This window comes from Cognatiyoonia sp. IB215182 (assembly GCF_033963905.1).
Lineage (GTDB): Bacteria > Pseudomonadota > Alphaproteobacteria > Rhodobacterales > Rhodobacteraceae > Yoonia.
Map to the genome: position 1 here is coordinate 571,912 of NZ_JAXBMB010000001.1, position 11,673 is coordinate 583,584.

At 60.9% G+C, this 11,673-nt stretch carries 13 protein-coding genes; 12 read left to right on the forward strand and 1 reads right to left on the reverse strand.

Annotation, left to right across the window (positions count from 1 at the left end):
* Positions 1-6 precede the first annotated feature (6 nt).
* From mraY to murD, 5 genes are all read left to right on the forward strand, one after another.
* Positions 7-1,089 carry a phospho-N-acetylmuramoyl-pentapeptide-transferase gene (gene mraY, locus SLH47_RS02940; RefSeq protein WP_320237845.1) on the forward strand — a complete coding sequence of 361 codons (1,083 nt, stop codon included), beginning with the start codon at positions 7-9 and terminating at the stop codon, positions 1,087-1,089.
* Between the two features lie 160 nt (positions 1,090-1,249).
* Positions 1,250-1,795, forward strand: coding sequence for a hypothetical protein (locus tag SLH47_RS02945; RefSeq protein ID WP_320237846.1), 546 nt, complete (start codon positions 1,250-1,252; stop codon positions 1,793-1,795).
* A gap of 18 nt (positions 1,796-1,813) precedes the next feature.
* On the forward strand, positions 1,814-2,350 hold the full coding sequence (locus tag SLH47_RS02950; protein ID WP_320237847.1) for an AAA family ATPase: 537 nt from the start codon (positions 1,814-1,816) through the stop codon (positions 2,348-2,350).
* Between the two features lie 70 nt (positions 2,351-2,420).
* The gene (locus tag SLH47_RS02955) at positions 2,421-3,071 is read left to right on the forward strand and encodes an SDR family NAD(P)-dependent oxidoreductase (protein ID WP_320237848.1); all 651 of its coding nucleotides are present in this window, start codon (positions 2,421-2,423) and stop codon (positions 3,069-3,071) included.
* Positions 3,072-3,330: 259 nt separating this feature from the next.
* Positions 3,331-4,734: a UDP-N-acetylmuramoyl-L-alanine--D-glutamate ligase gene (murD, locus tag SLH47_RS02960; RefSeq protein WP_320237849.1), complete on the forward strand. Its 1,404-nt coding sequence runs from the start codon at positions 3,331-3,333 to the stop codon at positions 4,732-4,734.
* A 9-nt stretch (positions 4,735-4,743) separates the two neighbouring features.
* Here the strand turns inward: murD and SLH47_RS02965 are convergent, their stop codons facing one another.
* Entirely contained in the window at positions 4,744-5,931 is a 1,188-nt protein-coding gene (locus tag SLH47_RS02965; protein WP_320237850.1) for an NAD(P)/FAD-dependent oxidoreductase, read from the reverse strand.
* 187 nt (positions 5,932-6,118) lie between these two features.
* On the opposite strand from SLH47_RS02965, the gene ftsW reads away from it, so the two are divergent.
* The 7 genes from ftsW to murB are packed head-to-tail and all read left to right on the forward strand — an operon-like array spanning position 6,119 to position 11,632.
* A complete protein-coding gene (gene ftsW / locus SLH47_RS02970) occupies positions 6,119-7,288 on the forward strand; it encodes a putative lipid II flippase FtsW (protein ID WP_320237851.1) in 1,170 nt (389 codons plus the stop codon).
* Positions 7,285-8,382: a UDP-N-acetylglucosamine--N-acetylmuramyl-(pentapeptide) pyrophosphoryl-undecaprenol N-acetylglucosamine transferase gene (locus tag SLH47_RS02975; protein ID WP_320237852.1), complete on the forward strand. Its 1,098-nt coding sequence runs from the start codon at positions 7,285-7,287 to the stop codon at positions 8,380-8,382. The genes ftsW and SLH47_RS02975 overlap by 4 nt, the downstream gene beginning before the upstream one ends.
* A 17-nt stretch (positions 8,383-8,399) precedes the next feature.
* On the forward strand, positions 8,400-9,797 hold the full coding sequence (murC, locus tag SLH47_RS02980; protein WP_320237853.1) for a UDP-N-acetylmuramate--L-alanine ligase: 1,398 nt from the start codon (positions 8,400-8,402) through the stop codon (positions 9,795-9,797).
* Positions 9,794-10,048 carry a DUF2484 family protein gene (locus tag SLH47_RS02985; RefSeq protein WP_320237854.1) on the forward strand — a complete coding sequence of 85 codons (255 nt, stop codon included), beginning with the start codon at positions 9,794-9,796 and terminating at the stop codon, positions 10,046-10,048. Before murC ends, SLH47_RS02985 begins: the two co-directional genes overlap by 4 nt.
* On the forward strand, positions 10,045-10,335 hold the full coding sequence (locus tag SLH47_RS02990) for a UDP-N-acetylmuramate--alanine ligase (RefSeq protein WP_320237855.1): 291 nt from the start codon (positions 10,045-10,047) through the stop codon (positions 10,333-10,335). The genes SLH47_RS02985 and SLH47_RS02990 overlap by 4 nt, the downstream gene beginning before the upstream one ends.
* 42 nt (positions 10,336-10,377) lie before the next feature.
* Positions 10,378-10,698 (forward strand): hypothetical protein, encoded by a 321-nt coding sequence (locus SLH47_RS02995; RefSeq protein ID WP_320237856.1) that lies wholly within the window; start codon positions 10,378-10,380, stop codon positions 10,696-10,698.
* Positions 10,682-11,632 (forward strand): UDP-N-acetylmuramate dehydrogenase, encoded by a 951-nt coding sequence (murB, locus tag SLH47_RS03000; RefSeq protein WP_320237857.1) that lies wholly within the window; start codon positions 10,682-10,684, stop codon positions 11,630-11,632. Before SLH47_RS02995 ends, murB begins: the two co-directional genes overlap by 17 nt.
* Positions 11,633-11,673 lie beyond the last annotated feature (41 nt).

Here is an 11,673-nt window from a genome sequence, read left to right on the forward strand (position 1 = left end):
TACAACATGCTCTACTGGCTTACGGCACTTTCGGACGGCGGCGACTTTTTCAACCTCTTTCGCTACATCACGTTCCGCGCAGGCGGCGCGTTCATGACGGCGCTTTTCTTCGGGTTCATCTTCGGGCCACCGCTGATCAACGTGCTGCGCCGCAAACAGGGCAAGGGCCAACCGATCCGCAGCGACGGGCCAGAGGGGCATTTTGAGAAGGCGGGCACACCTACCATGGGCGGGCTCCTAATCGTGGGCGCACTGACCACATCCACGCTCCTCTGGGCGCGGCTCGACAATCCCTTCGTGTGGATGGTCCTGTTCGTGACGCTCTCTTTCGCGGCCATCGGCTTTGCAGATGACTATGCGAAAGTCTCCAAGCAGAACACAGCGGGGGTGTCGGGCAAGATACGGATTTTGCTGGGTATTCTGATTGCCGGTATCGCAGGCTACTGGGCCGCGGCCTACCATCCCGATGACCTGACAAACCAGCTGGCCCTCCCGGTCTTCAAGGATGTGCTCCTGAACCTCGGCATCCTCTTCATCCCCTTCGCGATCATCGTGATCGTGGGTGCGGCCAATGCCGTCAACCTGACCGACGGCCTCGATGGCCTCGCCATCATGCCCGTGATGATCGCGGCAGGCACATTCGGGATCATCGCCTATGCCGTGGGCCGCGTCGATTTCACCCAATATCTGGACGTCCATTACGTCCCCGACACCGGTGAAATACTGATCTTCAGCGCCGGGCTGATCGGCGGGGGCCTCGGTTTCCTCTGGTACAACGCCCCCCCCGCCGCGGTCTTCATGGGCGACACCGGCTCCCTTGCCTTGGGCGGCGCGCTGGGCGCCATCGCCGTCGCGACAAAACACGAGATCGTCCTTGCCATCGTCGGCGGCCTCTTCGTGGTCGAGGCCCTGTCGGTGATCATCCAGGTCGCCTATTTCAAACGCACGGGTAAGCGCGTGTTCCTGATGGCCCCGATCCACCACCATTACGAGAAGAAAGGCTGGGCCGAGCCGCAAATCGTCATCCGCTTCTGGATCATCAGCCTGATCCTCGCGATGATCGGCCTCGCCACGCTGAAGGTCCGCTAACCACGAAACGGCAAAGCCGTGTTGCGGCGTGCGGGAAAGCGTTTGGCACAGCCAAATGCGGCCGCACCCAGTGGCAATTCTGGGCCGAACTGACACACCTTTCCGCCCAAAATCGCCAATCCCGCAAATAGCCCCTTAATTCTGCCACGGTCCCGTGTGCATGCTGGGCCAAACAGCGAAAGTCATTCTTATGCCCATTATCATTCTCATCCTCACAACAATCGGCGGCGCGCTTTGGTGGTGGGCCCGGCAGAACCCCGATCAGGCGATTTATGCCGCACAGGACGCCGTCACAACCGCACGCAACGCGCCGCGCAAACTGGCCTTTCGCCGCCAGACCAAGGCACATCCCGTGGAAGGCATCGATGATGCCCGCATCGCCATCTGCGCCCTTGCACAAGCCTTCATCGAGCTCGACAGCCTGCCCACAGCAGACCAGCGCACGCATCTGAACACGCTCTTGCGCACGAAGCTGCGCGCCAGTGCTGATGAAGCGCAAGAGATGGAGGTGCTCGGCCGCTGGCTCGTCGCCCAATGCCAGACACCCGGTGCCGCCATCACAAGGCTCGCCCGCCGTTTGCACCGGATCGACGGCGACGCGTCATGGGACCTGCTGCAGGACATCCTGACCAGCCTCGTCGATGGCGAGTTGAGCCACGCGCAGATGGACGCGGTCACGGATATGAAACGGGCTTTCCACCGCTAGCCCGCGCGCCCCCGGCCGATGAATACCGGGACACGCCGCATCGTCATCTCCGGCTGCTCGAGCGGCGGCAAATCGACCTTGCTCGCCGTTTTAGCAGAACGCGGCTTCTGCGTCTTCGAAGAGCCGGGACGCGCTATCGTCAAGGCCGAGACTGCCAAAGGCGGCACTGGCCTGCCATGGAGCGATCCCAAACGCTTTGCTGATCTCGTCATCACACGCGGCAAGGCTGATTGGCAGGCCGCACAGGGGCTGTGCTTCTATGACCGTTCCCTGATCGACGCGGTGACATGGTACGAAGGCCAGACCGAAAAGGTGCCCGATCAAGTCCGCAACCTGATCCGGACCCACCGCTATGACAGCCCCGTCTTCCTCGCCCCGCCATGGCCGGAAATCTATGTGCAGGACGCGGAAAGACGGCACGGGCTGGACGCAGCCATCGCCGAATACGCGGCGCTGCGCAAAAGTTACCCCGCCAAAGGCTATGACATGCGCATTCTGCCGAAAACGGACGTCGCTGCCCGCGCGGATTGGGTCCTCGCCGCATTGGACGGATAACGCCCGCGCATAATCACATCTGGTCGCCGACAACCGGCTCTGCGATAGTACAGGCAAGACGGAGGGAGCGATGACCCATAAAGCACTGGTCACAGGCGGTAATCGCGGCATCGGCAAGGCGATTGCCGCAGGCCTCGTGCGCGAAGGGCTGGAGGTGATCATCGGTGCCCGCGATCTCGCTGCCGGGCAGGATGCGGCACGCGATGTCGGGGCCTCGGCCATTCAGCTTGACCTGACCGACCCCGCAACCTGTGACCGGGCCATTGATGGCGTCACGGTGCTTGTCAACAATGCCGGTGTCCTCTGGAACGACAAGCTTTTCGATGACATGGACCATTTCGAGGCCACGATGGACACGGCTCTGCACGGCCCCTATTCACTGCTCCGCGCCGCCTTGCCCGCGATGAAAGCGGCGGGCTATGGCCGTGTGGTCAATGTCTCGTCCGGTTGGGGCAGTTTTTCCGAAGGGCTGGGTGGCGGCGGTGCCTACGGCATCGGAAAGGCCGCGATGAACGCCCTGACAGTGATCGCCAACCGCGACACACCAGATTTCATCAAGATAAATGCGATGTGCCCCGGCTGGGTCCGCACCCGGATGGGCGGGGCGGGCGCGACCCGCTCACCGGAAGAGGCTGCAGACACCGCCATCTGGCTCGCCACCTTGCCAGCCGACGGCCCGTCAGGCGGCTTCTTCCGCGACCGCAAACCGTTGGCTTGGTGAAGCGCGACAGACACATCCTTAACAAATCCCACCGCACGCACCCTTAACGCCGCGCCTTGCATACATCTGTACGTACAGGTTCTGTACAGGCTCTGTACGGAAAGCATACGCGAAAATCAGCGCTGAAACGCTTGTTAATCAAGTGATTCCCCGCCTGACGCGGGCAATGTCGCGGCGTGGCTTAACCAGCCCTTAACCTCTCTTGCGCCTCGCATCCCCAATGGGCACTCTGCGCGCCACGGGGATAAAGGGCAGGGCGATGATTCCAGTGCAGGGTTTTGCGGGGCAGGTGGTGGCTGTCCTCGGTCTCGGACGAACGGGGCGGGCGGCGGCTGCGGCGTTAGAGGCGGGCGGTGCCGAGGTGATCGTCTGGGACGACAGCGGTCCAGCGCGCGAGGAAGCAGAGGCTGACGGTTTCCTCCTGCGGGATCTCACGAAAGTGCAGTCCTTCGAAGGGGTTAGCGCCCTCATCACCAGCCCCGGCATCCCGCATCTCTACCCCGCACCGCATGCCGCAATCGCCGCCGCATGGGAGGCGGGCGTGCCGGTCGATAACGATATCGGCCTTTTCTTCCGCTCATTTGCCACGTCCGATTGGGACGATTTCGACACCACGCCGCGGGCGATCGCGGTCACCGGGTCCAACGGTAAATCCACCACCGCCGCCCTTATCCACCATATCCTCGTCGAAAATGGCCGCCCGGCCCAGCTTGCAGGCAACATCGGGCGCGGTGTGCTGGACATTGAGCCCGCCCATGATGGGGAAGTTGTGGTGCTTGAACTCTCCTCCTACCAGACCGACCTCGCACGGTCGTTGACCCCGGATGTTGCTGTTTTTACTAATCTTTCTGCCGATCACCTTGACCGTCACGCAGGCCTCGGCGGGTATTTCGCGGCCAAGCGCAGGCTCTTTGCCGAGGGTGGCCCCGACCGGGCCGTGATCGGCGTGGATGAGGCAGAGGGGCGTTACATCGCAAATCAGCTGATCGCCGGGCCGGGTGATGATCGGGTGATCCGCGTCTCGTCCGGACAAAAGCTCGGCGGGCAGGGCTGGAACGTTTTTGCGCGCAAGGGGTTCCTGTCGGAATACCGCAAGGGCCGTCAGATCGGATCGATAGATTTGAGAGATATCAAGGGCTTACCCGGTGCGCATAATCATCAGAATGCCTGTGCAGCCTATGCGGCCTGCCGCTCTGTCGGGTTGGGGCCGAAGGGGATTGAGGCGGCGATGCGCAGCTATCCTGGCCTGCCGCACCGGTCACAGGTCGTGGCCGAGCGGGATGGCGTGACCTTCATCAACGACAGCAAGGCCACCAATATCGACAGTGCGATCAAGGCTTTGTCGGCCTTTCCCAAGGTCCGCTGGATTTGCGGGGGGCTGCAGAAAGAGGGTGGCTTGGGCGACTTGCCGAACAATCTGGACGGCGTCGTCAAGGCTTACGTGATCGGACGCGAAGCCGCTGATTTTGCGCGCCAATTGAGCGGTGCGGATGTCGCCGTCTGCGGTACGATGGCGGCGGCCGTCGCGCTAGCGGCTACGGAGGCAGCGCCGGGTGAGGTGGTTTTGCTGGCCCCGGCAGCGGCGTCGTTTGATCAATACGATAACTTTGAGAAGCGGGGCGAGGATTTCATCGCGCAGGTGGCAGTCGCGACAGGAGAATGATGGGTGAAATCACGCAGCCTGCCTGAACCTGATTGCCTGTCCCGCCGCCCAGCCGGATGACCAGGCCCATTGGAAATTGTAACCGCCGAGCCAGCCGGTCACGTCCACGCATTCCCCAATGAAATAAAGGCCGGGCACGTCTTTGGCCATCATGGTTTGGGATGACAAGGAGTCTGTGTCCACCCCACCCAACGTCACCTCAGCTGTGCGATAGCCTTCAGACCCGCCCGGGCGCAGTTCCCAGTTCTGCAAGGCATTGCATATCGTGTGCAAGGCGGCGTCGCTTTGATCGCCGATGGTGCCCGCAAGCGCCAGCTCCTCGGTCAGATGATCTACCAAACGTGCTGGCAGGTACTGGCTAAGCCGCGTGGTCAGGGCCTTGCGCCCATCTGTCTGGCGGTCCTTTTGCAGCGCGGTCATCAGATCGATCTCAGGTGCGAGATGGACGCTGATTGCATCGCCCTCGCGCCAATAGGATGAGGCCTGCAGGATCGCCGGGCCGGACAGGCCGCGATGGGTGAAAAGCAGCGCCTCATCAAAGCTGGTGCCATTCGCGCTGACCCGTGTGGGCACCGAAACGCCCGCGAGGTGTTTGAATTGGTCGTCAGGAAAGGTGAGGGGGACAAGTGCCGGGCGGGGAGTGACCAGAGGCAGGCCGAATTGCTTGGCGATGTCGTAGCCAAGCCCGGTCGCCCCCATTTTGGGGATGGATTTGCCGCCACAAGCCACGACAAGGTTGCGCGCGGTGACCGTTCTTGTCTTCCCGTCCTTGGTCAGGGTGATACGGAACTGGCTGCCGTCATGGCTGATCTCGCCCACTTCCGTCTGCAGCCAAAGCTGCGCACCCACTTTGTCCATCTCTGCGCGCAGCATTGCGATGATGTCCTTCGCGCTCGTGTCACAGAAAAGCTGGCCCAGCGTCTTTTCGTGCCACGGAATGCGGTGCTGGTCCACCAGATCAATAAAGACCCACTGCGTGTAGCGTTTGAGTGCGGATTTGCAGAAGTGCTTGTTACGGCTGAGGAAATTGCCGGGACTGGCGTAGAGATTGGTGAAGTTGCAGCGCCCACCGCCAGAGATGCGGATTTTCTCGCCGGGTGCCTTCGCGTGATCGACAATCAAAACGCAATCGCCCGCATGCGCGGCACACATCATGCCTGCAGCGCCAGCGCCTATGATCAAAGTCTGTATCTTCATCGCGCCGCATATGGCGCAGCTCGAGGCCGAGATCAAATCTCCAAAGATTTGATGCCTCCGGCGGAGGTATTTTTGAACATGAGAAGATCAGGGGCGCATTGAAATTGAGGTAGAATCAGAGCGCAAGCCGGGCTAAGGTGCTTGCAGACCCGGCAAACGGGCGACAGAGGCAGTAGGCGGTAGATCCATGACGGAAATGGTCCATGGCGCGATCCCGGTGGGTTCCGGTGATCCAGTTTTGCCACGATGGTGGCGCACAATCGATAAATGGACGATGTCCTGCATCCTGATCCTGTTTGGGATCGGATTACTGTTGGGCTTGGCTTCTTCGCCGCCGCTGGCAGCAAAAAACGGCTTGGACCCGTTTCACTATGTCACGCGTCAGGCGATCTTTGGCGGCATGGCTATGGCGATCATGTTTGTCGTGTCAATGATGTCGCCCACGCTGGTGCGTCGTCTGGCGGTGCTGGGATTCCTTTGCGCTTTCGCCGCGTTGGCGTTCCTGCCGGTCTTTGGGACCGATTTCGGCAAAGGCGCAACCCGTTGGTATTCCTTGGGGTTTGCCGCTGTGCAGCCGTCAGAATTCCTCAAACCCGGCTTCATTGTCATGGCGGCGTGGCTTTTGGCCGCGTCGCAGCAATTGGGCGGCCCGCCGGGGAAGACCTATTCCTTTGTCCTGACGGTGATGATCGTCCTGATGCTCGCCCTGCAGCCGGATTTCGGGCAGGCGGCGCTGATCCTTTTTGCCTGGGGCGTGATGTATTTTGTGGCCGGAGCGCCGATGCTGATCCTCATTGTGCTCGCGGGATTGGTGATAGTCGCGGGCAGTTTCGCTTACGCCAATTCCGAGCATTTTGCGCGTCGGATTGACGGATTTCTTTCGCCCGAAATCGATCCGACAACGCAGTTGGGCTATGCCACCAACGCCATCCGAGAAGGCGGGTTCTTTGGCGTGGGCGTGGGTGAGGGGCAGGTTAAGTGGTCACTGCCCGATGCGCATACCGATTTCATCATCGCCGTCGCGGCTGAGGAATACGGGCTGATTTGCGTGCTTGTCATCATCGCGCTTTATGCCGTCATCGTGGTCCGGTCCTTGCTGCGGCTGATGAAAGAGCGTGATGTTTTCATCCGGCTGGCGGGCACAGGACTCGTCTGTGCCTTTGGCGTACAGGCGATGATCAATATGGGGGTCGCCGTGCGGCTTTTGCCAGCCAAGGGGATGACGTTGCCGTTCGTCTCATACGGGGGCTCTTCGCTGATCGCGGGTGGGATCGCCGTGGGTATGTTGCTCGCCTTCACCCGCAGCCGTCCCCAAGGCGAGATGGAGGATATTCTGTTGCGCAGGGCCAATCGATGAAAGCACCGCTTTTGATCATCGCCGCAGGCGGGACCGGGGGGCACATGTTTCCAGCCCAGGCTTTGGCCGAGGCAATGCTGGAAAAGGGGTGGCGTGTGCGGCTATCCACCGATGCGCGCGGTGCGCGCTACACGAGGCGCTTTCCGGACGCGGTTGAGATCAGCGTGGTCGGCAGCGCGACCTTCGCGCGGGGTGGCCTGTTGCAGAAACTGCTGGTGCCCTTTCGCATCTTGGGCGGGATCGGCATGGCCAAGCTGCGCATGTTGCGTGACCGGCCCAAAGTGGTTGTGGGCTTTGGCGGATATCCGACAATTCCGGCCATGTCTGCGGCTTGGGCCCTCCGCATTCCCCGCATGATCCATGAACAAAACGGTGTGCTGGGCCGGGTGAACCAATTGTTCGCGCGCCGCGTGCATCGCATCGCTTGCGGCACGTGGCCGACCGAGCTGCCTGCCGGCGTAGAGGGTGAGCATACCGGCAACCCCGTGCGCGCAGCGATCCTCGCGCGCGAGGCGGCACCCTATATCCCGCCGGGCGATTACCCGATGTCGATCCTTGTGATGGGCGGAAGCCAAGGCGCGCGGATCATGTCGGATATCGTACCACCCGCCATCGCCGCCTTGCCGGAACACATCCGCCGCAACATCCGTGTGAGCCAACAGGCGCGGCCAGAGGATTTGCAGCGTGTGACCGACTATTACGAAAGCGAGTTGATCACCGCGGATGTGGAAAGCTTTTTCGATGATGTGCCGGGGCGTCTGGCTGATGCGCAACTGGTGATCGCGCGGTCCGGTGCCTCGACAGTGGCCGATGTCAGCATCGTGGGGCGGCCTGCGATCTGGGTGCCGCTGGCCACTGCGATCCGGGACGAGCAGACCGCCAATGCCCGCCAACTGGTCGAGGCGGGTGGGGCGGTCATCATGACCGAGGCGGAATTTGAGGTGGCCCCCCTGACCGAAAAGATCACGGAAATGCTCTCGGATGGAGAGGGTATGCGGAAAATGGCACAGACAGCCACCGCCTGTGGCGTTCCTGACGCGACAGCGCGTCTTGTACATATGGTGGAAAATCTGGCAGAGGCAGGCGGGAAATGATGGACGGGAATCCGAGAATGAATGCGGCAACGAAACTTCCCCTGGATGTGGGACCGATCCATTTTGTGGGCATTGGCGGGATTGGTATGTCCGGCATTGCCGAGGTGCTGCTGAACCACGGCTACACTGTGCAGGGCTCTGACCTGAAGGCCTCGAAGATCACAGAGCGCCTGAAATCGCTGGGTGCGGTGATCTATGAAGGGCAGCGGGCCGAGAATCTGGAAGGGGCAGAGGTTGTCGTGATCTCTTCCGCCATCAAACCCGGCAACCCCGAACTGGACCAGGCGCGCGCGAAGGGTCTACCTGTGGTGCGCCGGGCCGAGATGCTGGCGGAACTCATGCGGCTCAAGTCGAACGTAGCCGTGGCGGGGACGCACGGCAAAACGACGACAACGACCATGGTGGCGGCCCTTCTGGATGAGGGCGGGATTGACCCGACGGTGATTAATGGCGGGATCATCCATGCCTATGGCTCCAATGCGCGGATGGGGCAGGGTGAATGGATGGTGGTGGAGGCCGATGAAAGCGACGGCACCTTTAACCGCTTGCCCGCGACCATCGCCATCGTCACCAATATAGACCCCGAACATATGGAGCACTGGGGCACCGAAGAGGCTTTGCATCAGGGTTTTTACGACTTCGTCTCCAACATTCCGTTCTATGGGCTTGCCGTCTGCTGTACCGATGACCCGGACGTGCAGTCGCTCGTGGGCAAGATCACGGACCGGCGTGTGACAACGTTTGGCTTTAACGCCCAGGCCGATGTGCGGGCGGTGAACCTGACATACAAGGCTGGCGTCGCCCATTTTGACGTAGCACTTCAGGCGGAGGATGCGCTGATCGAAGGTTGCGCCTTGCCGATGCCGGGGGATCATAACGTCTCGAACGCGTTGTCTGCCGTCGCCGTCGCCCGCCATCTGGGCATGAAGCGGGATGAGATCCGCGCAGCGCTCAAGGACTTTAAGGGCGTGAACCGCCGCTTTACCAAGGTGGGCGAGGTTGATGGTGTGGCAATCATTGATGATTACGGCCATCACCCCGTTGAGATTGCAGCCGTGCTGAAAGCTGCGCGCCAAGCCTCCGAGGGTCGCGTGATCGCCGTGCATCAGCCGCACCGCTACACGCGTCTGTCGCATCATTTCGACGAATTCTGCTCCTGCTTCAACGATGCCGATGTGGTCGGCATTGCCGAAGTTTTCGCCGCTGGTGAAGACCCGATTGACGGGGCAAGCCACAAGGATCTGGTCGCCGGTCTGATCCGGCATGGGCATCGCCATGCGCGAACGGTCGAATCCGAAGATGATCTGGAGCGGATCGTACGCGAACAGGCCAAAGCGGGTGATATCGTCGTTTGCCTCGGCGCGGGCACAATCAGCGCCTGGGCGAACGGATTGCCCGCGCGTTTGGAAAAGTGAGCCTGTCGCTCTTTCTGCTTTGCCTTTGGGTTGTCGTTGCATTCGTGATGGCGGCGATCCCGTCAAATGACAAGCATTGGCGGCGGGCCTATGTGCTGATGGCGCTGGGCGCGCCGCTTCTGGCTTTTCTGATCTGGGAAGGTGGCATCCTGATGGGCCTTTTGGGCCTTGTCGTTGGGGGCTTGGTTCTGCGCTGGCCGGTGCGCTATCTTGTGCGTTGGGTCAAACGGCAGATGGGGATCAGTGGATGACGCAAGGAATGGTTCTCGGGGGTATGCTGCTTTTCGCTGGCTTGCCCTTTGCGCTGCTGACCTATCTGATGCGATCCGGGCAGAGCGGTCTGGCGCTGACCATCGTATCGATCATTGGCGCCACGCTGGCCATGTTCATCTACGCGAGTGGGCGACCCTTTGGCATTGATCCCGTACTTGCGATGATGATCGCGATGCTGGCCTGTATTCCGGCGCTTTTGGGCAGCACGGCTGGTGCCTTTCTTGGCTGGCTGTTGCGCAGACAGGATGATCGTTCCGTAAAATAGGCAAATTAAGTATTGAACGGCGTTCAAGAATTCAATAAAGAAATGAACACTGTTCATAAATGGAGACGAATCATGGCTATCGAAGAATTTCTGATTTTTGGCATCCCAGTGTCGGTCCTCGCGCTTTCCATCTTTCTTGCCTATCGTTATGCGAAGGACCGCAACGGAAAGGTGCTTGGTGTCCTTGGTGCAATCTGGGCCTTGTTTACAGGTTGGATGTTCGTTGGCATGGAAGTTGCGTCTGGATGGGACGGTTTGATTTATTTGCTCGGGCTCTTTTGCATCAGCGCCCCTGCCAGTGTTGGCGGATTGATCGGTGGAATTATTGGGTGGGTCAAAAAGGACAATGAAAGATTTGCATGATCTGCCTGCGGTGCGCGGGACACTGACCGCGCGTCGCTCTTTGGCGGACCTTACCTGGATGCGTGTCGGCGGCCCCGCCGAGGTGTTGTTTCAGCCCGCGGATCAGGATGATCTGGCCGCGTTTCTGGCGGCCCTTGATCCGGTCGTCCCCGTGTTCACCATGGGCGTCGGCAGCAACCTGATCGTGCGTGACGGGGGGATCGACGGCGTCGTCATCCGGCTCGGGCGCGGGTTCAACACGATCACGATTGAGGGCGATCAGGTCATCGCTGGTGCTGCCGCCCTGGATGCACATGTGGCGCGTAAGGCGGCCGAAGCGGGCCTTGACCTGACCTTCCTGCGCACCATCCCCGGCACGATTGGCGGTGCGGTCAGGATGAATGCGGGCTGTTACGGCGCCTATGTGGCGGATGTTTTGACATCTGTGACTGCCGTGCTGCGCGACGGCACCATCACTGAAATCGCCGCGGATGCGCTGCAATTGGCCTACCGTCAAAGCACATTGCCTGATGGGGCCGTGATCACGCAAGCGCGGTTTGCCCCGCCTGCGGGCAACCCGGAAGCGTTGGCGGAACATATGACGGACCAACTCGCCAAGCGCGACGAAACACAACCCACCAAAGACCGCACCGCTGGTTCGACCTTTCGCAATCCGGCGGGCTTTTCCTCGACCGGGCGCGCCGATGATGTGCACGATCTGAAGGCCTGGAAGGTGATCGACAATGCGGGCATGCGCGGGGCCGCGCTTGGCGGCGCGGTCATGAACACCAAGCATTCGAACTTCCTGACCAATGCCGGTGGAGCGACCGCCGCCGACCTAGAGGATTTGGGTGAAGAGGTGCGGAAAAAGGTTTACGCTTCCCAAGGGATTAAGCTAGAGTGGGAAATCATGCGGGTCGGTCGCCGAGGTGACACAAATCCGCAAAAAGAATAGGCCAAAGGCCACGATCCGAGGCAAGGATCAAACGAAATGAC

Coding starts and splice junctions, on each gene's coding strand:
- mraY (WP_320237845.1), top strand. CDS start 7: ATGCTCTACTGGCTTACGGCACTTTCGGACGGCGGCGACTTTTTCAAC.
- SLH47_RS02945 (WP_320237846.1), top strand. CDS start 1,250: ATGCTGGGCCAAACAGCGAAAGTCATTCTTATGCCCATTATCATTCTC.
- SLH47_RS02950 (WP_320237847.1), top strand. CDS start 1,814: ATGAATACCGGGACACGCCGCATCGTCATCTCCGGCTGCTCGAGCGGC.
- SLH47_RS02955 (WP_320237848.1), top strand. CDS start 2,421: ATGACCCATAAAGCACTGGTCACAGGCGGTAATCGCGGCATCGGCAAG.
- murD (WP_320237849.1), top strand. CDS start 3,331: ATGATTCCAGTGCAGGGTTTTGCGGGGCAGGTGGTGGCTGTCCTCGGT.
- SLH47_RS02965 (WP_320237850.1), bottom strand. CDS start 5,931: ATGAAGATACAGACTTTGATCATAGGCGCTGGCGCTGCAGGCATGATG.
- ftsW (WP_320237851.1), top strand. CDS start 6,119: ATGACGGAAATGGTCCATGGCGCGATCCCGGTGGGTTCCGGTGATCCA.
- SLH47_RS02975 (WP_320237852.1), top strand. CDS start 7,285: ATGAAAGCACCGCTTTTGATCATCGCCGCAGGCGGGACCGGGGGGCAC.
- murC (WP_320237853.1), top strand. CDS start 8,400: ATGAATGCGGCAACGAAACTTCCCCTGGATGTGGGACCGATCCATTTT.
- SLH47_RS02990 (WP_320237855.1), top strand. CDS start 10,045: ATGACGCAAGGAATGGTTCTCGGGGGTATGCTGCTTTTCGCTGGCTTG.
- SLH47_RS02995 (WP_320237856.1), top strand. CDS start 10,378: ATGAACACTGTTCATAAATGGAGACGAATCATGGCTATCGAAGAATTT.
- murB (WP_320237857.1), top strand. CDS start 10,682: ATGAAAGATTTGCATGATCTGCCTGCGGTGCGCGGGACACTGACCGCG.